This is a genomic window from Paraburkholderia sp. RHO2 (genome assembly GCF_050955445.1).
GTDB classification, from domain to species: Bacteria; Actinomycetota; Actinomycetes; order Mycobacteriales; family Mycobacteriaceae; genus Prescottella; species Prescottella agglutinans_A.
In genome coordinates this window covers 4383483-4404049 of the sequence record NZ_CP162617.1, presented here as the reverse complement: position 1 = coordinate 4404049, position 20567 = coordinate 4383483, and the positions used below count along the sequence as shown (strand labels likewise).

Here is a 20567-nt window from a genome sequence, read left to right as displayed (position 1 = left end):
GACCTCTCGGGGAGGGATCGGCGGGGTGTCCTCCACGCTGATCCCTCCCGGGGATCCGACCTCCACTTCCGAAAAGGAGCTGACGTGACCAGCGAAAAGATTCAGCGCGTCGGCGTGATCGGCGCCGGCATCATGGGTTCGGGAATCGCCGAGGTGTGCGCTCGTGCACACGTCGACGTGCTGGTGTTCGAGCAGACCCGCGAGCTTGCGGCGGCGGGACGTTCGCGCATCCTCCGCTCGCTCGATCGCGGCGTGAGCAGCGGCAAGATCACCGAGCGTGAGCGGGAGCAGGCGGCCTGGCGGCTGCGCTTCACCTCCGATCTCGGCGACTTCGCAGACCGGCAGCTCGTAGTGGAGGCCGTCGTCGAGGACGAGAAGATCAAGAGTGAGATCTTCGCCGAACTCGACCAGATCGTGACGGATCCGGACGCGGTGCTCGCATCGAACACTTCGTCCATCCCGATCATGAAGTTGGGCATCGCCACCAAGGCGCCTGAGCGCGTGATCGGCATGCACTTCTTCAACCCGGTGCCCGTCCTCCCGCTCGTCGAGCTGGTCACCACTCTCAAGACCAGCCCGGCCGTGTCCGAGCGGGCGGAGACCTTCGCGAGCGAGGTGCTCGGCAAGCAGGTCGTGCGTTCGGCGGACCGTTCCGGTTTCGTCGTCAACGCCCTCCTGGTGCCGTACCTGCTCTCGGCGATTCGCATGGTGGAATCCGGGTTCGCCACCAAGGACGACATCGACAAGGCGATGGTGCTCGGATGTGCGCACCCGATGGGTCCGCTCGCGCTGACCGATCTGGTGGGACTTGACACCGTCAAGTCGATCGCCGACTCGATGTACGAGGAGTTCAAGGAGCCGCTGTACTCGGCGCCGCCACTGCTGCTGCGGATGGTCGAGGCAGGGCTCGTCGGCAAGAAGTCGGGTGCCGGCTTCTACGAATATGCCGACAACGGCCGTGTCACCAAGAAGGCAAGCTAGCCGGCACTTCACGGCAACACCAAGCCCGCTCCTCGGCGCCCGTGCGCCTTCTCCGCGCTCTCGGCTGCGGAAAAGGCGCACGGGCTCCAGGCGCTGAAGCGAAAGGTCGATCCGAATGTCCGCCGCAAACACCGCCGGGTACGGATCCAGCGTCCTCGGTTACCCGCGCATCGGGCCCCGTCGCGAACTCAAGCGGGCCCTCGAGGCCTACTGGCACGGGACGGGCACCAAGGCCGAACTCGTCTCCGTCGCACAGGAATTGCAGGAGCAGACCTGGAGCGAGCTGGCCGCCACCGGGTTGACACAGGTCCCCGGCAACACGTTTTCGTACTACGACCACGTCCTCGACAACGCGCTGCTGTTCGGCGCGGTCCCGGAGCGGTTCACCCCACTCGAGAGCGAGCTCGACCCGCTCGACTTCTACTTCACGATGGCTCGCGGCCGGCCCGACTTCCCGCCGCTCGAGCTGGTGCGGTTCTTCGGCACCAACTACTACTACCGCCAGCCCGAGCTGTCCGAGACCTCCACGTTCGAATTGTCTTCGGACACGCTGCTCGACGAGTTCGAGCGCGCGAAGGCGATGGGCATCGAACTGCGTCCGGTGGTGCTCGGACCGGTCTCGCTGCTGCTGCTGTCGAAGATCGCCCCCGGCTCCACACAGGAGGGATTCGCGACGCTCGACCTGCTCGACAAGCTGCTGCCGGAGTACGAGAAGCTGTTCGCGCAGCTCGCCAAGGCCGGCGCGACGTGCGTGCAGCTCGACGAGCCGTGCTTTACCGAGGACCGCGCCCCCGAGGAACTCGAGGCACTCGGGCGTGCGTACCAGAAGCTCGCACACGCCCCGTTGCGTCCGCGCATTCTCGTGACCGGGCCGTACGGCCATCTCGGCGAGGCGCTCCCGATCCTCGCCGCGACGCCGGTCGAGGCGCTGGGTCTGGACTTGGTCAACGGCCGCATCACGGCCGAGGAACTCGCGAAGATCCCCGGCATCAGGCGCAAGCGGATCTACGCCGGCATCGTCGACGGCCGCAACGTGTGGCGGGTGGACCGGTTCAACACGCTCACCTACCTGAACCAGATCAAGGACGTCACCCCCGACCTGGTCGTGTCGACGTCGTGCTCGCTGCTGCACGTCCCGTACGACGTGCTCATGGAGTACGACATGCCCGGCGACGTCGCCGACCGCCTCGCGTTCGCGAAGCAGAAGGTCGGCGAGGTGGTCTCGCTGGCGAAGGCGCTCACCGAGGGGCCGTCCGAGCGCTGGCGCAAGAAGCCGACGTCGGTGCATTTCAAGCAGAAGCACGACGTCCGGGCACGCGTCAACGCGATCACCCCATCCGATCGGGTCCGCGCACCGTACGAGGAGCGGCGCATCGCGCAGCAGGCGCGGCTGAACCTGCCTCCCGTGCCGGCGACCACGCTCGGATCGTTCCCGCAGACGAACGAGATCCGGCAGGCCCGTTACGATCTGGGCGAGGGGCGGCTCGACTGGGACGAGTACTACAAGCGCATCCAGGACGAGATCGCGAAGACCATTGCGCTGCAGGAGGACATCGGCCTCGACGTGTTCGTCCACGGCGAGCACGAGCGCAACGACATGGTGCAGTACTTCGCGGAACTGCTCGAGGGGTACGCGTTCACCCACAACGGCTGGGTGCAGGCGTACGGCTCGCGGTGCACGCGTCCGCCGGTGCTGTACGGCGACATCCGTCGTCCCAAGCCGATGACGGTCGAGTGGATCGCGTACGCGCAGTCGCTCACGGACAAGCCGGTCAAGGGCATGCTCACCGGTCCGGTGACGATGCTGGCGCGCTCGTTCGTGCGCCAGGATCAGCCGCTGCACGAGACCGCCGACCAGCTCGCGCTCGCGATCCGCGACGAGATCGCCGACCTCGAGGCCGCGGGCATCGCGATCATCCAGGTCGACGAGCCCGCGATCCGGGAACTGTTGCCGCTGCGCGAGACCGGGCACAAGGAATACCTGGACTGGGCGGTCGACGCGTTCCGACTGGCCACGGGCGGTGCGAAGCCGCAGACCCAGATCCACACGCATCTGACGTACTCGGGCAAGCGGTCGGTGGTCGACGCGATCGAGCGGCTCGACGCCGACGTCACGGCGATCGTCGCCACCCGATCGATCGGCTGGGTGCTCGACGCGATCAAGGAGAAGGCGCTCACCCACGGCGTCGGACCCGGTGTGTACGAGAGCCGTTCGGCGCGGATCCCCGACATCGACGAACTCGACGCCCTGCTGACCGAGGCCGCCGAATCGGTGGACCTCGACCGCCTGTGGGCGAACCCCGACGGTGGACTCAAGACCCGCCACTACTGGCAGCTCGAGCCGTCACTGCGCAACCTGGTCGCGGCGGCTCGGCGACTGCGGCGGCGTGCCGCGCAGGGGTAGGCACGCCGGTCGACCGGCTCACCGGGATCGGATCGTCTGCGGATCCGGTCCCGGTGAGCTGTTTTCAGGTGCGTCAGGACCCGAGAGACCCGGTGGACCCGGCGGCCGAGCCGGTGCCGATCGGCCCGTCGGGCACGTCGACTCCCGGTGATCCGGGCCGGTTGATCTTGAGGGTGACGGGATTGCTGCCGTCGGCGACGACCGTCACGATCCGGGCGCCCGGCGCCGACGTGATGTGGCCTCCCTCCACCCGCACCTCGTAGCCGTCCGGGTAGTGCAGGTCGGAGACGAAGATCTCGGTCGGCCTGGTCGCGGCCCGCGGCGTGTAGCGGTACGCGAAGTCTCCGTTGCCGGAATCGAAGATCATGCGCCCGGGCTGGCCCGCGGTGGCCTGCGGGAACGTGCGGACGAGTTGGCGGCCGACGTCGCCGAGGAAGGGATCCGATCCCGGCGTCGACGAGTAGTGCCAGTACTGCCAGCCGATGAAGCGCTCGTCGGCGCGGGCGAGGGTAGTGGCGAGGACGGTGGCGTCACCGTCGCCGAACTCGGTGACCAACGTGGGGATCCCGGCCCGCCCGGTGAACGAGTCGACATGGTCCCATGTGCGCGCCTGCTGCGCCGTGCACGAGGAGCGCAGTTCCCGGGGCAGGCCCAGGTAGATCGCGAGCTGGCTCGGGATGCAGTAGTCGTGCGGAGCGAAGCCGATGTTCGGGCCGGTGATCGCCGGGGTGCGCGGCGGCTGACCCAGGTGCGTCGGCATCGTCTCGTTCCACGTCACGTTCGGCTCCCAGAAGACCGGGATGTTCGGATCGGCCTGGCGGATGCGGTCGGTCAGCTTCTGCAGCGCCGCCTGGTACTTCGCGTCGAACTCGGGGCAGCCGTTCGGGAAGCACGACAAGAACATCGACCCGGGCCACGGCTCGTTCATCAGCTCGATGCCCAAGACGCCCGGCTTTCCCTCCACCCGCTCGGCCAGCGCCGCCAGCGCGGTGCCGAGGTAGTCGAGCGCGCCGTGCGTGTTGTCCCACACCTCGTCCCAGCCGGCGTTCATGCTCGGCACGAGGTAGTACATCGGGAACCCGGGATTCGGTTCCCACGACTGGGGTCGCGATTCGATCGCCCACGCCGGGAAACCGTTGCCGCCCCACGGCTTCGAGAGACCGTCCTGGTGATTGTCGAGCAGCACGTGGATGCCCCGGGCGGCCAGCACGTCGACGACGCCGGCGACCCGGTCGAGGTATGCGGTGTCGACGACGCCACGGTCCGGCATCAGGGCGTCGAACGAGACCCCGAGGCGGACGGTGTTGAAGCCGTGTCCTGCCAGCAGATCGGCGTCCGCCGCGGTGACCGTCAGCCCGTCTCCCGGTTGGAGATACGGCGGTTCCTTGTCGACGTTGTTCACCCCGTGCAGCAGCACCGTGCGGCCGTAGCCGTCGACGAGGCTGGTGCCATCGGCGCGCAGCGCCGTGATCGGGGCGGGCGGCGGTGCTGCTGCTGCGGTCGGCAGGGCAACGAGTGAGAACGCGGCAATCGCGGCGGCGAGCAAGACACGGTGTTGACACATTCGATCCCTCGGTTCGCGTCGTGTGAGCAAGATCCGGGCAGAAATGTGGACATGTGTTCAGTTGCGGCGATGTTAGGCGGACGAATCGAGCGGGCGGGCGATTTCGGGTGGAACGGTCCGATTCGTCCGTGGAGTTCGCGGCCCCTCCGTTGCGTGTGTTCCGGGGTACCGGGTAGGCATGGACGCATGCTTACCGCTTCCGCCTACGCGGCGACCTCCGCCGACGCACCCCTCGTGAAGACCACCATCGAACGCCGTGCAGTCCGCCCCCACGACGTGCTCATCGAGATCAAGTACGCGGGCATCTGCCACTCCGACATCCACACCGCCCGCAACGAGTGGGGCGGCACCTCGTATCCGGTGGTGCCGGGCCACGAGATCACCGGAATCGTCGCCGAGGTCGGCTCCGAGGTCACCCGGCACGCGGTAGGGGACCGGGTGGGCGTCGGCTGCTTCGTCGACTCGTGCCGCACCTGCCCGAGTTGCGAGGCCGGTGAGGAGCAGTACTGCGAGAACGGCGTCGTCGACACCTACAACACCGTCGGACGTGACGGAAAGCGCACGGCCGGTGGCTATTCCACGCACATCGTGGTGGACGAGGAATTCGTGCTGTCGGTGCCCGACGGCCTCGACCTCGACGTCGCGGCACCGCTGCTGTGCGCCGGCATCACCCTGTATTCGCCGCTCGCGCACTGGGGCGCCGGGCCCGGCAAGAAGGTCGCGATCGTCGGGATGGGCGGCCTCGGCCACGTCGGCGTCAAGATCGCGCACGCGATGGGCGCCGAGGTGACCGTGCTGAGCCAGTCGCTGAGCAAGAAGGACGACGGCCTGCGCTTCGGCGCCGACCACTACTACGCCACCTCCGAGAAGGAGACATTCAAGGCGCTGCGCGGCGCGTTCGACCTGATCCTCAACACCGTCTCCGTCAACCTCGACATGGACCGGTACCTGTCGATGCTCGCCGTGAACGGCACCCTGGTGGAACTGGGCCTGCCCGAGAACCCCATCAGCGTGCGCGGATTCTCGCTGCTCAAGAACCGCCGCAGCCTCGCCGGATCGCTGGTCGGCGGCATCCCGCAGACCCAGGAGATGCTGGACTTCTGCGCCGAGCACGGCATCGGGGCCGAGATCGAACTGATCCCCGCGGACCGGATCAACGACGCCTACGACCGCGTCGTCGACAGCGACGTGCGCTACCGGTTCGTGATCGACGCCGCCACGTTCTGACCGGGCGGCCTCGACCGGTCGGTTTCTCGCGTACCAGGCATGTGCGGCGTAGCGTCAGGGCACGGACCTCTACGCGTCGCGTTCGAGGAGGGAGTCGCAATGACCGTCAACGACTTCGCCGGATGGGCCGGATACGGATTGGCCCTCGTCGGCATTACCACGCTCGGACTGTTCCTGGTGGCCGCCGGTGGCGGCTTCGCCGGCTGGGCGGTGATCGCCGGGCTCGTGTCGCTGGGCTCGTTCGCGTTGGCCGCAGCGATCTTCGGCGGCGTCACCCACCACGATCACAAGGTGCACCACAGCACGCCGCACATGCTCTGAGCCGCCGACGTCGAGGTCACGACCGGGCCAGGCGCTCCTTCTCGACCTCGATGTCGAACTCGGCCGGTGGCCAGTCCAGGTCGAGCTGCTCGAGCGCGTCGATCAACAGCTCCGTCACCGCGATTCGGCTGTACCACTTGCGATCACACGGCACGACGTACCACGGCGCATGCGTGGTGGACGTCTTGTCCAGCATGGCCTGATACGCCTCCTGGTACTGCGGCCACAGGGCCCGCTCCGAGACGTCGCCGGGGTTGTACTTCCAGAACTTGTCGCGACGCTCGAGCCGCTCCGCCAACCGCTGCTTCTGCTCGTCGAGCGAGACGAACATCGCGACCTTCACCAGGGTCGTCCCGTTGTTGACCAGTTCGCGCTCGAACTGGTTGATCTCCTCGTAGCGGCCGTTCCACACGTCCGGCGGCACCAGATTGTGCACCCGCACGACCAGGACGTCCTCGTAGTGCGACCGGTCGAAGACGCCGAGCTGGCCGCCGCGGGGCAGCGCCTTGTTGATGCGCCACAGGTAGTGGTGACGCTTCTCCTCGGGCGTCGGCACCCCGAACGCGGCGTGGTCGACGCCCTGCGGATCGACGTGTCCGATCACGTGCCGCACCATGCCGCCCTTGCCGGCGGTGTCCATGCCCTGCAGGATCAGCAGCACCGAACGCTTGTCGCCCGAGCGGCCGTTCGCGTAGAGCTTCTCCTGCAGCGCGGACAGCGCCGCGCCGCGCTCCTCGAGCAGACGCTCACCGTCGGCCTTGTTGCCGACGAATCCGGGCGTCGCCTTGGGATCGATCTTCGCGACCTTCGTGTGCGGTCCGGCGCGCAGTGCCTCGACCGCCGGCGTCTTCCACAGTTCGTCGTGCCCGTCCGCTGCCATGCACCGACTGTGCCACAGCGGTCGGGGGCCGGGAAGCATTCAGCGGGCGCGGCGCCAGTGTTCCTCGGCGACACCGAGTTCGGTCGCCGGCGGCTCTCCGTACACCCACTCCCGACCGATGCGGTGCCAGTTGGCGCCGGCGTCCAGTTGCCCCAGCACGCCGAACGTGAGGAAATCGGCCCGGCGGGAGAACAGATGCTCGGGCGGCAGGTTCTGGCCCTTCATGCCCGAGAAGTCCGACGCCCGCGGATCGATCGCGAGCAGGAATCCGGTGCTGGCCATGTCGGGGGTGATCGTGATCTCCTCGTCCACCAGATTCCACTCGGCCGCGGCGTAGACGTACTCCAGGCACTCGTCGGGTGTCACGTCGGCGTCGGGGGCGATGACGCCGCGCCGCACCATGAGCGCGTACAGGTCGTCCCGGCGCCCCTCGGTCGCCGCGCGCAGGCACAGCTTCTCGAACTCGACGTGCTGTGGGTCCATCCGGTTGAACAGCCCGAAGTCGACGAAGCCGACGCGGCCGTCGGCACCGAGCAGCACGTTGCCGGGGTGCGGATCCCCGCAGAACTCGTGGTATCGGTACAGCGACCCGATGTAGAAGCGGAAGATGATCTCGCCGATGCGGTTTCGCTCCGGCTGGGGGAGCGCGCGGATCCCGGCGAACCCGGTGCCGTCGAAGAACTCGCTCACCAGCACCCGCCGGGTGCTCAGCTGCGGGAGGCTGTCGGGGACCGCGATGAAGGGATGGTCGGCATACAGTCGCGCGATCTCGTGCTGGGTGCGGGCCTCGCGCTCGTAGTCGAGTTCGCCCTCGAAGTTCAGCCGCAGTTCGCCCAGTAGCGCCGGGGTGGACAGCGTCGGAACCGTCGACTTCCAGATCTTCAGGAACATTGTCAGGTTCTTCATGTCGGCGCGGATCGCGGCGTCGATGCCCGGGTACTGCACCTTGACCGCGACATCACGACCGTCGTGCAGCCGGGCCCGGTACACCTGGCCGATCGACGCGGCCGCGACAGCCTCGGGATCGAACTCCGCGAACACCTCCGAGAGCGGGCGTCCGTAGTCGGCCTCGATGACGCCGCGCATCGTGTCGAACGATGTCGTCGGCGCCTGGTCGCGCAGCGCGGCCAGCTTGCGCTGGAAGTCCTCTCGATGCTCGTCGGGCACCAGGTCGAGGTCGAGGATCGACAGCATCTGGCCCAGCTTCATCGCCACGCCCTTCATGCCGCCCAGGACGGTGACCAGTTGGTCGGCAGCGGCGATCGCCGATTTCTCCGCCAGCCGGGCCCGGACCTGTTCCGAGCGACCGATCATCGACACCCTGGTGCCGGCATTGCGGATGGCCCGGCCCGCGGCGACCTGTCCGAGCTTGGAACCGCGCACGAGGCGGGAGGTGGGAACCTTGTCGGCCAACGAGGACCTCCGGTGCGGGCAGTGACGACGACTGCGGCGTGGGCTGGGCTGCGGCTGCGTGCCGCGGGTCACACTAGATGAGCCCCAGGTCCTCTGGGTCCTCCAGCGTCCGGAACGGTGGACGGGTCACGCCGTCGACCATGTGGCTGCCCCACAGGTCGGTGCCGCTCACCCGTGCCACTCCGGAGCCGTGCGGGGTCGTGACGGTCAGTTCGGCGCCCGCGGTCGGGTCGACGCCACCGCCGAGGGCCCGGGTCAGCTCCCGTACTCGTCCGCGCCACACGAAACGGCCGCTGATCGGCTCGAAGTTGCCGGACAGTTCGACGTCGACGATCACCGGCGGCTGCTGCCCGACGGTGACGTGGGCGGGGCCCCGATATCCGTCCGGTTCGTCGCGCTCGTCGGTGAAGTCAGTCACACCACCAGAATACCTGTTACGAACAGTTACACAAGAGTTGTGCCGGTGGGTTCAGTCTGCGGTGGGCTGCTCGCGCAGCGGGTGCGGCACCGACTTGAACCGCGACGGCGAACCGTTGGAGGCTGCGATGCCGGAGATGCCGCCCCACGTCATCATCACCAGGTAGTCGATGAGGTCATCCGTGGACATCGACTGATTCGAGATCCACCAGTGCGTCGCCAACTGCACCGCGCCCACGACGCCGTACGCCCACGGCACCGAGCCGCCCGAGTCCATGTCCATGCCGCGCAGCCGCTCGCCGAGGACCGTCGCCAGTAGTTCGGCGATCATGCGCTCGGAGTCGGCGACCACGTCGCGGTTCGGGCCCGAACTGTTCGCCATCACGTACAGGTACACCTCGGGATCCGCCGCGACGGTCTCGACGTACGCGGAGATCGCGACGCGGGTGAGGTCGTACTCGTCGAGATCCTCGCCGATCGCCTCGTACATGCGTGGCGCCAGGATCGTCTCGACGTAGCGCATCATCGTCGCGCTCGTGAGGTCGTTCTTGTCGGTGAAGTACCGGTACAGCACCGTCTTGGAGACGCCGATCTCCGACGCGATGTCGTCCATTCCGACGTCGCGGCCACGCGCGCGGATGGCGGCGATGGTGCCATCGACGAGCTCCTCGCGGCGGGCGATCTTGTGCTCGCGCCAGCGACGCTTGCGGCCGTCGGGCTTCTCGCTCTTGGCGGTCGTCTCTTCGGTTGTCTGCTGCAGATCTGCGCTTTGCTTCGGCACTGTGTTTTCGCCACATCCGTTCGGTGTTGATCCAGAAGATCAGCTTAATCGGCGCGCCGGGCGGGAGTGAGGTCTATCTCCGCGGTCCGATCACGGATTTCGGCACAATGTCGGGTGTGCAGCCCGTGCAGTCCGAACAGTCACCCGTGCAGCCCACGCGCCGGACCCGGCCATGGTCGTCGGGGCCCGCCGGCCCCTCGGCGTTCGCCGGCGTCTTCGACGACGCCACCAAGCGCCGCGAGCTGCGGAGGATGAAGGCGGTCGCGACCGGATTCCTGGTCTTCGCGACCGTCGTCTACCTGTTCTGCCGGTGGCAGGAGACCCGCGGCGCCGGGGCGTGGGTGGGGTACGTCCGCGCCGCGTCGGAGGCCGGCATGGTCGGCGCGCTCGCCGACTGGTTCGCGGTCACCGCACTGTTTCGGCATCCGCTCGGGCTCAAGATCCCGCACACCGCAATCATCAAGCGCAAGAAGGACCAGCTGGGCGAGAGCCTGAGCAGCTTCGTCGGCGACAACTTCCTCGCCCCCGACGTCGTCTCGGCCAAGGTCGAGAACGCGCAGATCCCGCTGCGGGTGGGGACCTGGCTGGCCGAACCCGCACACGCGCAGCGCGTCGCCGCGGAAACCTCGACGCTGCTGCGGGGCGTCGTCGAGGTCCTCGAGGACGACGACATCACCGCGATCATCGACAACACCATCGTCCGGCGGATCGCGGAGCCGGACTGGGGTCCGCCGATCGGTAAGGTGCTGGCCGAACTGCTCCGCGAGAACCGTCAGCTGCCGCTGCTGGACCTGCTCGCCGAGCGCGCCCACCAGTGGGCCCTGAACAGCCAGGACACGATCGACCGCATCATCACCCGGGACTCGCCGTCGTGGTCGCCCAAGTTCGTCGACGCGATGCTGGGCGAGAAGATCTATCGCGAACTGGTCGAGTTCACGTGGAAGGTTCGGTCCAACCCCGAGCACGAGGTGCGGCTCGCCGCGAACCGGTTCCTGATCGATTTCGCCGACGACCTGCAGAACGATCCGGCGACCATCGCGAAGGCCGAGGCGATCAAGGCCGAGATCATGGGACGCGAGGAGATCACCGGGCTCGCCGCCGCGACGTGGCGGGTGGCCAAGCGGCTCATCATGGAATCGGTCGACGACCCGAGCAGCACGTTGCGCCGCAAGATCGCCGAGAACGTCGTGCACCTCGGGGTGCGGCTGCGTGACGACGCCGACCTGCGCGGCAAGGTCGACGGCTGGCTGCTGTCGGGCACGCGGTACGTCGCCGAGAACTACACCGACGAGATCACCGCGGTCATCACCGAGACGGTGCAGCGCTGGGACGCCGAGGAGGCGAGCCGCAAGATCGAGCTCCAGGTGGGTCGGGACCTGCAGTTCATCCGCATCAACGGCACCGTTGTGGGCGCCCTCGCCGGCCTGGCGATCTACACGATCTCGGAGCTGCTGTTCGCCTGATCGGGCCGGTTCCGCGTGGCCCCGGTCACGCGCTAACAAGAGTGCTTGCAATAGTTAGCACCCTGTTCTACCGTGGGATTTGCGTACAGAACAGGGAGTACTGATGGTCGACGAGCCCGACGACATGAGCGGTGCGGCACGAGTTGTCGCCGGCGCCGCCCAGGACATCGGCAGTTTCATTCGTTCCCAGCGGGAAGCGGCGCAGGTGTCACTGCGTCAGCTCGCTCAACTCGCCGGTGTCAGCAATCCCTACCTGAGTCAGATCGAACGGGGGCTGCGCAAGCCGTCCGCCGACGTCCTCGCGCAGATCGCGAAGGGGCTCCGGGTCTCGTCCGAGGTTCTGTACATGCAGGCCGGGATCCTCGAGAAGCGCCCGCACAGCCCGGTCCGGGACGCTCTGCTGGCCGACGGTGCCATCACCGAACGCCAGAAGCAGGTGCTGCTCGAGATCTACGAGTCGTTCCGTCGGGAGAACGACCCGAAACAGTCCGAAACCGCCGATCAGGCCCCGGGGGGTACGGCCGCCTCGGACGAAGAAGAGCACGAGATCACAGATCTACTCGACAGGAGATCCGAGAATGACTGATCCGAAGTTCATCGAGAACGTGAAAACCCCGTTCTACGCCGCCGTCGGCACCGGTGACCTGGTCGTCCAGGCCGTCGCCGACGTCGTCTCCCAGGTGCGGGCACGCACGGAGAGCGCCAACACCGACGTGTCCGGTCGCATCGACGAGGCCCGCGAGCGCTGGGCGAACCTGCCGGGCGAGGTGTCCGAGGGCGTCGAGCAGCTGCGCGAGCGGCTCGCCGCGCTGCCGTCCGAGCTTCCCGAGGAGCTCGCCGAGCTGCGTGAGCGGTTCACCGCCGAGGAGCTCCGCAAGGTCGCCGAGGCCTACCTCAAGGTCGCGTCCGACCTGTACGTCGCACTCGCCGAGCGCGGCGAGGAGGCCGTCGAGCGCATCCGCCGACAGCCCGCCGTCGAGGAGCAGATCGAGCGCGCCGAGGCCGCGTTCGGCGACGCCGTCGAGCTGACCGAGGAGGCCCTCGGCACCGTCGCGCGTCAGACGCGTGCCGTCGGGGAGCAGGCTGCGAAGCTCGCCGGTCGCGCCGCCGGCCGCATCAGCGACGTCGCCGACGAGGCCGCCGTCGTGCTGTCGGAGACCAGCGACAACGTCGCCGAGCGCCTGTCCGAGACCGGCGACACCGTCGCCAGCCGGGTCGAGGCCGCCGGCGAGCGGGCGGAGGCGACCTCCGAGGCCGCCGCCGGCCGCGTCGAAGCCGCCGCCCCCAAGGCCACGCCGGCCGCGAAGCCGGCCGCCAAGAAGGCCCCCGCGAAGAAGGCTGCACCCGCCGGTACGACCACGGCTGCGGCGGCCAAGAAGGCCCCCGCCGCGAAGAAGGCCCCGGCGAAGAAGGCCACCAGCTGATCGGGAACTGATCGCACGCACCCACCATCGGGGACAGGCCCCCGCGCACTCCGTTGCGCGGGGGCCTGCGCGTTCCGCCATCGGGTTCGTAGGATGGAGACGTGTTCAACGTTCACGGCATCACCGGTCTGATCATGTTCGCGCTGCAGCTGCTCGCACTCGCTGCGGCAGTGTTCGCGGTCTTCCATGCGGTGCGCCAGCGCAAGGACGCGTTCACGGCCGTGGACAAGCTGACCAAGCCGATCTGGCTCGGCATCCTCGTCGCGTCCCTGCTGGTGATCTTCCTGTTCGGGCCGGTCCACATGCTCGGGCTCATCGCGGTGGTGGCGGTGTGTGTCTACCTCGTCGACGTCCGCCCGCGGGTCGACGACATCCAGCGCGGACCGCGCTGGTAGCTAGCGCCGGTTGCCGAGGTCGAAGTAGAGGGTGTCGGACCAGTAGCCCAGGCCGAGTTCCCGGATGGGGGCCTCGATGCTCGCGGGTGCGGGCTTGAAGAGCCGTTGCCAGAAGTTCGGCTTGGCGGGTGCGAGGCAGGCCAGGGCCGCCTCGATCTCCGTGTCGATCTCGCCGAGCTTGTCGATCTCTCGCGCGTTCCTCTCGTCGAGAGGCTCGTCGTCCATGTCGAAGATCTCGGCGCACTCGAGGACGAAGTAGCCGTCGGGTTCGGCGTGGGCATGCAGGAAGGCGACGGCGTCGTCCGCCGCCGAGCCGAGCGCCGGGTGGTCGATGCGCGCCAGGAACTGCTCGAGCCGTGCGATCCCCGGGCCGCATCGTCCGCTGATCGCCATCGCGTCGGGGTGGTCCCAGATGAGCGACCGGCAGGGGCGCGGGTCCACCGAAACCAGAATCCGGAAGACCAACGGAATCGCGTAGGCCCACTCCGAGATGCCGGAGATGCGGTCGGTGGGGGTGCGCGCCGCATCGGAGTCCGGGGCGAAGGAAGTGGTGTAGAGGTAGCTGCGGTTGGCCACGTTCGTCTCTCCTGTCGAGGGGGCCGGGCTGACCCGGTCGTGACCGAGACTGCCATCGGTGCCGCCCGGATGCCGATCGGCCCTGTGGCGTGACGCGAAGTTACAGATAAACCTTGACAACGGTCATTGTGACAGTGTTATCGTCGATTCGGGCTTGGAACGGGCCCGATCTGCCTCCGATTTTCGGGCCTTGACCTGTGGTGAACGCGATACGTCGAGTGTCCGGCCGAGCAGGAGTTGACGATGTCGATCACGCATCCGAACGCCCATCGCGGGGAGCCCGGCGCGGCGCTCCGACCGTCTCGGCACACGCGGGTGGGCGACCGGCAGGACACCGCGTCGCGCCTGCTCGCCTCCGCGGCCCGCAAGTCGTACGACCCGCTCGTCGAGGTCGACTGGGAGGCCCCGATTCCCGAGGACCGGTACGGCATGACCCCGGAGTGGTGCAGCCTGTACGGAACCGAACTGTGGGATCGGATGACCGAGGAGCAGCGGATCACGCTCACCAAGCACGAGGCCGCGAGTATCGCCGGCACCGGCATCTGGTTCGAGATGATCCTCATGCAGATGCTGCTGCGCGACATCTACTCGCACGATCCGTCGACGCCGCATGTGCAGTTCGCGCTGACCGAGATCGCCGACGAGTGCCGGCACTCGACGATGTTCGCTCGCTCGGCGCAGCGGTTCGGGATCCCGTCATACCGGCCCAGGAAGTGGATCCTGAACGCCGCCCGCCTGTTCAAGGCCACCGCGTCGGGCTCCCTCGCATACGGCGGCACGCTGTTCGCCGAGGAGATCCTCGACATGATGCAGCGCGACTTCATGAAGGACGAGCGCGTCCAGCCGATCACCCGCACCGTCAGCAAGATCCACGTCCTCGAGGAGGCGCGGCACATCAAGTTCGCCCGCGAGGAGACGGTGCGCCGCGTGCAGAACCTCTCGCGGCGCAAGCTCGCCTACCAGCGGCTCGTCCTCGGATCGTCCGCGTACTTCATCGTCACGTGCCTGGTGAACGAGCAGGTCTACGCCGCCGCCGGCCTGGACGTCGAGGAGGCCAAGCGGGCGGCGAAGACCAACGAGCACTACCACGCGATGATCCGCGAAGGCTCCCGCAAGACGATCGAGTTCCTCGACGAGTGCGGCCTGATCGGCGGGCCGTCGAAGCTGCTGTTGCGCCGAGCGCACATCATCTAGTGCCCACCCTCACCGCGATAGAATTTCCCACGCCGTCGACCGCGCCGGAACCGCTGACGCCGGCGCGGTTCCAGTGGGGAAGGCGGAACATGAAGGAGTACCGCATCGACGACCTCGCACGCGAGGCCGGCGTCAGTGTGCGGAACGTGCGGGTCTACCAGGATCGGGGCCTGCTTCCGCCGCCGCGCCGAGAGGGCCGGGCCGGTTGGTACAACGAATCGCATCTCGCGCGGCTCAACCTGATCGGCCGGATGCTCGACCGCGGCTACACCTTCGCCACGATCAGTGAGCTGCTGACCGCCGCCCAGTACGGGCTGCAGGTGCGCGACGTCCTCGAAACCGACGACCCGGGCGGGCGCTGGAAGAAGTACCGCCGCGCCGCGAAGCTCACCCTGGCGGAGCTGCGCCGCATGTTCGGCGACCAGACCACCGAGGCCAACATCGCCCTCGGGACCCGGCTCGGAGTCCTCGCGAAGGCCGGTAAGGACTACTCGGTGGCCAATCCGCGGCTCATGGAGGCCGCGCAGGTGCTCGTCGACGCGGGCGTGCCGCTGTCCGACATCCTCGAGCAGACCGAGGCGGTGCGCCGCGATCTCGGTGACGTCGCCGCCCGCTTCGTCGAACTCGTGTCCGACCGTTACCTCGCCCCCGAGGGCGGAACCCTCGAACTCGACGAGGCGAAGGTGTCGGAGGTCGCGGCCCTGGTGAACCAGGTGCGCCCGCTCGCGCACGACGCGGTGCACGCCCTCTTCGCGGAGGCGATGGAGGAACAGATCTCGAAGGCGCTCAGGAAGGCCGCGAGTCAGCTGGAACAGGTTGCGCCCGAGACGGACTCGACGCGCGCCGGCTAGGAACAGGGGAGTGGAAGTGAGCGAACGGAAGTCTCGCAAGGGGCTGTGGACGTTGATCGGTGTCGCCGGTCTCGCCGGTGCGGCCGTGGTCGTGGCGCGGCGTCGATCCGCGGCCGGCACCGGGGTCACGCACGAGGACCAGTCCGAATCGTCTGCGGTGTTCGCGACCCCACGACTCGAGCCGGAGATCATCCCCGTCGCCTCGGCCGACGGCGCCGAGCTGCACGTGCGCGCCTACGGATCCCCCGACGCCCCGCCGATCGTGCTCAGCCACGGGTGGACGTGTTCGGCCGACTTCTGGAACCCGCAGGTCAACGCGCTCGCCGACAAGTACCGGGTCATCACCTACGATCAGCGTGGACACGGCCGCAGCGACATCGGCCCCACCACGCTGACCCCCGACGTCCTCGCCGACGACCTGGCCGCCGTCCTCGCCGCGACCCTGCGCGACGGGCGGAAGGCGGAGATCGTCGGCCACAGCATGGGTGGCATGAGCATCGTCGCGTGGGCTGGCCGGTACCCGGAACAGGTTCAGCAGTACGCGCAGTCGGTGCTGCTGGCGAGCACCGGCACCGACAACCTCGTCGCCGAGACGACGGTCATCCCACTGCCGCAACGCTTTCCGCGGGTTCCTGTGCCGGTGGGTCGAGCGATCCTCGGGTCCGCGATGCCGATGGTCGCGTCGCCGGTCACCACCCGCGCGATCAGGTACATCACGATGGCGCCCAGCGCGACACCTGCCGAGGTCGCGTTCTGTGAGCGCATTGTGATGGAGTGCCACCCGCGCACCCGCGGCGGCTGGGGCGCTGCGCTCAGCACCCTCGACATCAGAGACGGACTGAAGAACCTCACGGTGCCGACCACCGTGATGGTGGGTACCGCCGACCGCCTCACGCCGCCGTCGCACGCGCGCCGGCTCGCGCAGGTTCTCGACGACGCCGACAACCTGGAGCGGCTGATCGTGCTCCGCGGCATCGGCCACATGACTTCGGTCGAGGCGATCGACGACTTCAACGCCGAGGTCGAGCGGCTGCGCGGCCTGAACTGACGGGCGACTCCCGGCTCAGCTGAACACGACGGTCTTGCGGCCGTGCACCTGGACGCGGTCCTCCAGGTGCCACCGCAGGCCGCGCGCCAGCACCAGCTTCTCGATGTCCCGGCCCTGACGGACCATGTCGGCGACCTCGTCCGTGTGGTCGACGCGGATGACGTCCTGCTCGATGATCGGGCCGGCGTCGAGTTCGGCGGTCACGTAGTGGCACGTGGCGCCGATCAGCTTCACGCCGCGCGTGAACGCCTGGTGGTACGGGCGGGCGCCGACGAACGACGGCAGGAAACTGTGGTGGATGTTGATCGCCCGGCCGGCCCAGTGGTCGCACAGCTCGGGCGGCAGGACCTGCATGAAGCGGGCCAGCACCACGGCATGCGGATCGTGGGCGTCGACGAGCTTGCGGACCTGCTCGAACGCCGGGCCGCGCTCGGCCGGATCCTTCGGGAACGAGACGTAGTGGAAGTCGACGCCGTGGCGCTTCGTCACGCGCTCGAGGTCGGGATGGTTGCCGATGACGGCGGCGATCTCGCACTGCAGTTCGCCGGCGGCGACGCGGCCGAGGATGTCGTGCAGGCAGTGGCCTTCCTTGCTGACCAGCAGCACGACACGCTTGCGCTCGCCGGTGTCGGTGAGCGTCCACTCGGTCTCGGGGCCCAGCTCCTCCGCGACCGCCGCGAACCTCTCCCGCATCTCCTCGAGGCTCAGGCTGATCGACGACGCCCGCACCGCCTGCCGGGTGAAGAACCAGCCGGTGTCGGCGTCGGCGTGGTACGCGGCCTCGACGATCCAACCGCCGATCTCGGCGAGAAACGCGGAAATGCGGGCCACGATGCCGGTGCGGTCGGGGCAACCCAGAGACAGAACGTAACGACGGTCGTCGGTCGAGGCAGCGGAACTCATGCTCCTAGTCTCTCAGGTCACGGAAATCCGATGACCTTCGCCGTGCCGACGAGCGTCGTCGCGTCGACGGTGTGCAGCCCGCGGTCGGTGATCAGAGCCATGAAATCGGCCCGGACCCGTTCGACGACGTCCGGCCCCAGCCCCGACAGGGTCCCGCGCAAGCCGCTGCCCAGCACGAAGTTCCAGCAGAACTCCTCCGTCGCCGGGATCAGTAGCGGCAGTTCGCGCACCTCCACCGCCTCGGTGCCGGCCGCGCCGAGCCACGCGCGCAGCTTGTCGGGGGTGTCGATGCGCTGCGCCGGTTCCATCTCGTGGGTCCGGTCGGGCAGCGGCTGCGGCAGATGCGGGCCGACGGCGTCGAGGTACGTCGTCGCGTACTCGCGCAGCGCCGTCTGCTGCCACGCGGTGACCCCGACGGTGCCGCCGGGGCGGACCAGCCGCAGCAGACGCGCGAACGCGTCGTCCATCTCCGGCAGGAAGAACACCGCGTACGAGCTGATCAGCGCGTCGTAGCCGACGTCAGGCACGGTGCTGGGTGCCTCCCACGTGGTGGCGTCTGCGCACACGAACTCGATGTTGAGCAGCGCCCGGTCCGACGCCTTGACACGGCCGCGCTCGAGCATCGCGTCGGACAGGTCGATCGCGTGCACCAGACCGGTCGGACCGACCGCGGCCGCGGCGGGCAGCGCCGACGCCCCGGTCCCGCTGCCGACGTCGAGGACGGCGTCCCCGGGCCGCAGCCCCGCCTGGAACACCAGGCACTGACCGGTCGGGCCCCACACGTCGGCGGAGACCCGGTCGAAGTCGGCGGCTGCCGCGTCGAAGGTCGCGGCGATCTCCTCGGCGCTCGGGTCGGCCATGTGACCGATGCTAGTGAGCCGAGCTGGACCGTCGAGCCTGAACGCCCATTCCTCGACCCGATCCGCGGGATTCCGCGGAGATCGGCAAGGAATGGGCGCTCAGGCCGAACGTCACGCGCGGGCGATGACCGATTCTGCGTACCCCTCGAGCTTCGCCAGCTTCTCCTCCAGCGGCTCCAGGTCCGGCCCCTCGGCGTACGAGTTGCGGAACCCGACGACGACATCGGTGACGCCCTTGTCCTCGAGTCGTCGGATTCCGTCCGGTGTGTAGGCGTCCAGCGAGATCACGTGGATCTCGAATGGGCGATCCGCGGTTCCCGCTTCCTCCCGGTACCCCTGCAGCACGCCGAGCAGGCGGTCCAGTTCGTCGGGGTCGCCGCCCGCGTGCATCCAGCCGTCCCCGCGCACCGCCGCGCGGCGCAGTGCGGCGTCGCTGTGCCCGCCGACGAGAATCGGGATCGGCTCGGTCGGAACAGGGTTGATCTTGATCGACGGCACGTCGTAGAACTCGCCGTGGAATTCGAAGTAGTCGCCCCGGGTGAGACCGCGCACGATGTCGATCGCTTCGTCCATCCGCTTGCCGCGCTTGGCGAAAGGCACGCCCATCACCTCGAAGTCCTCGCGCCAGGGGCTGACACCGACGCCGAGACCGAGTCGGTTGTTCGTCATGTGCGCGATGGTCGCCGCCTGTTTGGCGACCAGCACCGGCGGGCGCACCGGAAGCTTGAGCACGAACGGCGTGAAGCGCAGTGTGCTCGTCACCGCACCCATTGCCGAGGTGAGGATGAATGCCTCCGGAAAGGCCTTGTCCTCGAGGAACTCTCGGCTGCCGTCCGCGTTGTAGGGGTAGACCGAATCGGATTCCTGCGGGTAGCAGATGCTGTCGGGGACGGTCATGCTGTGGAACCCGACCTTTTCCGCGGCGCGAGCCAGCGGGAGGTAGTAGTCGGGATTCGTCATCGCCTCGGCATAGGTGAATCGCATCGATCAGCTCCTGTCGGTCGGTGGACATCGGGGGACCGGACGGCACACCACCGCAGGGCGACGCGGAGTGACGCCGGTCACCTCGTTCGGGGTCATTCAAGTTCCCCGACGGCGGATCGCCCAGTCGGGCTTCCGCTCAGTGAGAAACGCGGCGCCGGCGATCTCCGCGCCGCCGCGCGAGCTGTGCCAAGCTTCGAGACATGCCCGACATCGCGCTCAGTCGTTCCCGCGTGGCCGCCATGATCGACCACACGCTGCTCGATCCGACCGCCTCGGACGCCGACGCCCGAGCCCTCGTCGACGAGGCCCGGGAGCTGGGCGTCTACGCGGTGTGCGTGTCGCCGTCGATGCTGCCGCTGCGGCTCGACGACCCGCGCGGACCGGTGCTCGCGACCGTCGTGGGCTTCCCGTCGGGCAAGCACCATTCGCTCGTCAAGGCCGCCGAGGCCCGGCTCGCCGTCGACCAGGGCGCCGCCGAGATCGACATGGTGATCGACATCGGCGCCGCCGTCGCCGGCGAGTACAACGCGGTACTCGCCGACGTCCTGACGGTGCGGGAGGCGATCGGGGCGAAGCCGGTGCTCAAGGTGATCATCGAGTCGGCGGCGCTCTCCGACGACGCGATCGTCGAAACGTGCCGTGCCGCCGACGGGGCCGGCGCGAACTTCGTGAAGACATCGACCGGCTTCCACCCGGCGGGCGGCGCGAGCACCCGGGCGGTGCGGCTGATGGCACAGGCCGTGGGCGGGCGCCTGGGGATCAAGGCCAGCGGCGGCATCCGCACCGCGGACGACGCACTGGCGATGATCGACGCCGGCGCCACCCGGCTGGGCCTGTCCCGCACGCGCGCCGTCCTGGACGAGCTCGCCGACCAGTCTTGA

Annotated in this window: 21 protein-coding genes; 12 read left to right on the top strand and 9 right to left on the bottom strand. The window is 68.5% G+C overall.

Annotated features, from left to right (window positions below; translation table 11 throughout):
• Window positions 1-84 precede the first annotated feature (84 nt).
• Together ABTV10_RS20570 and metE are read left to right on the top strand one after the other, a co-directional pair.
• Complete coding sequence (locus tag ABTV10_RS20570; protein WP_499029839.1) at window positions 85-981, top strand: 3-hydroxybutyryl-CoA dehydrogenase; 897 nt, start codon at window positions 85-87, stop codon at window positions 979-981.
• A gap of 115 nt (window positions 982-1096) precedes the next feature.
• Complete coding sequence (metE, locus tag ABTV10_RS20565; protein ID WP_499029837.1) at window positions 1097-3385, top strand: 5-methyltetrahydropteroyltriglutamate--homocysteine S-methyltransferase; 2289 nt, start codon at window positions 1097-1099, stop codon at window positions 3383-3385.
• A 73-nt stretch (window positions 3386-3458) separates the two neighbouring features.
• Here metE and ABTV10_RS20560 read toward each other — a convergent pair whose 3' ends face one another.
• On the bottom strand, window positions 3459-4949 hold the full coding sequence (locus tag ABTV10_RS20560; protein ID WP_499029835.1) for an endoglycoceramidase I: 1491 nt from the start codon (window positions 4947-4949) through the stop codon (window positions 3459-3461).
• 186 nt (window positions 4950-5135) lie between these two features.
• On the opposite strand from ABTV10_RS20560, the gene ABTV10_RS20555 reads away from it, so the two are divergent.
• Entirely contained in the window at window positions 5136-6176 is a 1041-nt protein-coding gene (locus tag ABTV10_RS20555; RefSeq protein WP_499029833.1) for an NAD(P)-dependent alcohol dehydrogenase, read from the top strand.
• A 99-nt stretch (window positions 6177-6275) separates the two neighbouring features.
• Window positions 6276-6497: a hypothetical protein gene (locus ABTV10_RS20550; protein ID WP_499029831.1), complete on the top strand. Its 222-nt coding sequence runs from the start codon at window positions 6276-6278 to the stop codon at window positions 6495-6497.
• Window positions 6498-6513: 16 nt separating this feature from the next.
• On the opposite strand, the gene ABTV10_RS20545 is transcribed toward ABTV10_RS20550, so the two are convergent.
• The 4 genes from ABTV10_RS20545 to ABTV10_RS20530 all read right to left on the bottom strand — a co-directional run bounded on the left by ABTV10_RS20545 (window position 6514) and on the right by ABTV10_RS20530 (window position 9988).
• Entirely contained in the window at window positions 6514-7377 is an 864-nt protein-coding gene (locus ABTV10_RS20545) for a polyphosphate kinase 2 family protein (protein WP_499029829.1), read from the bottom strand.
• Between the two features lie 39 nt (window positions 7378-7416).
• Entirely contained in the window at window positions 7417-8790 is a 1374-nt protein-coding gene (locus ABTV10_RS20540; protein WP_499029827.1) for an ABC1 kinase family protein, read from the bottom strand.
• A gap of 73 nt (window positions 8791-8863) precedes the next feature.
• Entirely contained in the window at window positions 8864-9208 is a 345-nt protein-coding gene (locus tag ABTV10_RS20535; RefSeq protein ID WP_499029825.1) for a DUF4873 domain-containing protein, read from the bottom strand.
• Between the two features lie 51 nt (window positions 9209-9259).
• The gene (locus tag ABTV10_RS20530; protein ID WP_499029823.1) at window positions 9260-9988 is read right to left on the bottom strand and encodes a TetR/AcrR family transcriptional regulator; all 729 of its coding nucleotides are present in this window, start codon (window positions 9986-9988) and stop codon (window positions 9260-9262) included.
• Window positions 9989-10104: 116 nt separating this feature from the next.
• Here ABTV10_RS20530 and ABTV10_RS20525 point away from each other — a divergent pair, with 116 nt between their 5' ends.
• The 4 genes from ABTV10_RS20525 (at window position 10105) to ABTV10_RS20510 (ending at window position 13270) form a co-directional block, all read left to right on the top strand.
• Entirely contained in the window at window positions 10105-11451 is a 1347-nt protein-coding gene (locus ABTV10_RS20525) for a DUF445 domain-containing protein (RefSeq protein WP_499029821.1), read from the top strand.
• A gap of 103 nt (window positions 11452-11554) precedes the next feature.
• Complete coding sequence (locus ABTV10_RS20520; protein WP_499029818.1) at window positions 11555-12037, top strand: helix-turn-helix domain-containing protein; 483 nt, start codon at window positions 11555-11557, stop codon at window positions 12035-12037.
• Window positions 12030-12875, top strand: coding sequence for a heparin-binding hemagglutinin (locus ABTV10_RS20515; protein WP_433607001.1), 846 nt, complete (start codon window positions 12030-12032; stop codon window positions 12873-12875). The genes ABTV10_RS20520 and ABTV10_RS20515 overlap by 8 nt, the downstream gene beginning before the upstream one ends.
• A gap of 101 nt (window positions 12876-12976) precedes the next feature.
• Complete coding sequence (locus ABTV10_RS20510; RefSeq protein ID WP_433606999.1) at window positions 12977-13270, top strand: DUF2516 family protein; 294 nt, start codon at window positions 12977-12979, stop codon at window positions 13268-13270.
• On the opposite strand, the gene ABTV10_RS20505 is transcribed toward ABTV10_RS20510, so the two are convergent.
• Window positions 13271-13846: a DUF7822 domain-containing protein gene (locus tag ABTV10_RS20505; RefSeq protein WP_499029815.1), complete on the bottom strand. Its 576-nt coding sequence runs from the start codon at window positions 13844-13846 to the stop codon at window positions 13271-13273. It lies immediately after the preceding gene.
• 243 nt (window positions 13847-14089) lie between these two features.
• On the opposite strand from ABTV10_RS20505, the gene ABTV10_RS20500 reads away from it, so the two are divergent.
• From ABTV10_RS20500 to ABTV10_RS20490, 3 genes are all read left to right on the top strand, one after another.
• Window positions 14090-15040 (top strand): AurF N-oxygenase family protein, encoded by a 951-nt coding sequence (locus tag ABTV10_RS20500; protein ID WP_499029813.1) that lies wholly within the window; start codon window positions 14090-14092, stop codon window positions 15038-15040.
• 89 nt (window positions 15041-15129) lie between these two features.
• Window positions 15130-15891, top strand: coding sequence for a MerR family transcriptional regulator (locus tag ABTV10_RS20495; protein WP_499029812.1), 762 nt, complete (start codon window positions 15130-15132; stop codon window positions 15889-15891).
• Between the two features lie 16 nt (window positions 15892-15907).
• Window positions 15908-16939, top strand: coding sequence for an alpha/beta fold hydrolase (locus tag ABTV10_RS20490; RefSeq protein ID WP_499029810.1), 1032 nt, complete (start codon window positions 15908-15910; stop codon window positions 16937-16939).
• A gap of 15 nt (window positions 16940-16954) precedes the next feature.
• On the opposite strand, the gene purU is transcribed toward ABTV10_RS20490, so the two are convergent.
• From purU to ABTV10_RS20475, 3 genes are all read right to left on the bottom strand, one after another.
• Window positions 16955-17842: a formyltetrahydrofolate deformylase gene (gene purU, locus ABTV10_RS20485; protein ID WP_499029806.1), complete on the bottom strand. Its 888-nt coding sequence runs from the start codon at window positions 17840-17842 to the stop codon at window positions 16955-16957.
• A 17-nt stretch (window positions 17843-17859) separates the two neighbouring features.
• The gene (locus tag ABTV10_RS20480; protein WP_499029804.1) at window positions 17860-18702 is read right to left on the bottom strand and encodes a class I SAM-dependent methyltransferase; all 843 of its coding nucleotides are present in this window, start codon (window positions 18700-18702) and stop codon (window positions 17860-17862) included.
• 111 nt (window positions 18703-18813) lie between these two features.
• Window positions 18814-19686, bottom strand: a complete 873-nt coding sequence (locus ABTV10_RS20475; RefSeq protein WP_499029802.1) for a TIGR03619 family F420-dependent LLM class oxidoreductase — start codon at window positions 19684-19686, stop codon at window positions 18814-18816.
• Between the two features lie 200 nt (window positions 19687-19886).
• On the opposite strand from ABTV10_RS20475, the gene deoC reads away from it, so the two are divergent.
• Window positions 19887-20567, top strand: coding sequence for a deoxyribose-phosphate aldolase (deoC, locus tag ABTV10_RS20470; RefSeq protein ID WP_499029799.1), 681 nt, complete (start codon window positions 19887-19889; stop codon window positions 20565-20567).

Excerpts from the sequence above, each read along its gene's own strand:
- metE (WP_499029837.1), top strand. The coding sequence starts at position 1,097 with ATGTCCGCCGCAAACACCGCCGGGTACGGATCCAGCGTCCTCGGTTAC.
- ABTV10_RS20515 (WP_433607001.1), top strand. The coding sequence starts at position 12,030 with ATGACTGATCCGAAGTTCATCGAGAACGTGAAAACCCCGTTCTACGCC.
- deoC (WP_499029799.1), top strand. The coding sequence starts at position 19,887 with ATGCCCGACATCGCGCTCAGTCGTTCCCGCGTGGCCGCCATGATCGAC.
- ABTV10_RS20500 (WP_499029813.1), top strand. The coding sequence starts at position 14,090 with ATGTCGATCACGCATCCGAACGCCCATCGCGGGGAGCCCGGCGCGGCG.
- ABTV10_RS20495 (WP_499029812.1), top strand. The coding sequence starts at position 15,130 with ATGAAGGAGTACCGCATCGACGACCTCGCACGCGAGGCCGGCGTCAGT.
- purU (WP_499029806.1), bottom strand. The coding sequence starts at position 17,842 with ATGAGTTCCGCTGCCTCGACCGACGACCGTCGTTACGTTCTGTCTCTG.
- ABTV10_RS20545 (WP_499029829.1), bottom strand. The coding sequence starts at position 7,377 with ATGGCAGCGGACGGGCACGACGAACTGTGGAAGACGCCGGCGGTCGAG.
- ABTV10_RS20520 (WP_499029818.1), top strand. The coding sequence starts at position 11,555 with ATGGTCGACGAGCCCGACGACATGAGCGGTGCGGCACGAGTTGTCGCC.
- ABTV10_RS20475 (WP_499029802.1), bottom strand. The coding sequence starts at position 19,686 with ATGCGATTCACCTATGCCGAGGCGATGACGAATCCCGACTACTACCTC.
- ABTV10_RS20560 (WP_499029835.1), bottom strand. The coding sequence starts at position 4,949 with ATGTGTCAACACCGTGTCTTGCTCGCCGCCGCGATTGCCGCGTTCTCA.
- ABTV10_RS20555 (WP_499029833.1), top strand. The coding sequence starts at position 5,136 with ATGCTTACCGCTTCCGCCTACGCGGCGACCTCCGCCGACGCACCCCTC.
- ABTV10_RS20550 (WP_499029831.1), top strand. The coding sequence starts at position 6,276 with ATGACCGTCAACGACTTCGCCGGATGGGCCGGATACGGATTGGCCCTC.
- ABTV10_RS20480 (WP_499029804.1), bottom strand. The coding sequence starts at position 18,702 with ATGGCCGACCCGAGCGCCGAGGAGATCGCCGCGACCTTCGACGCGGCA.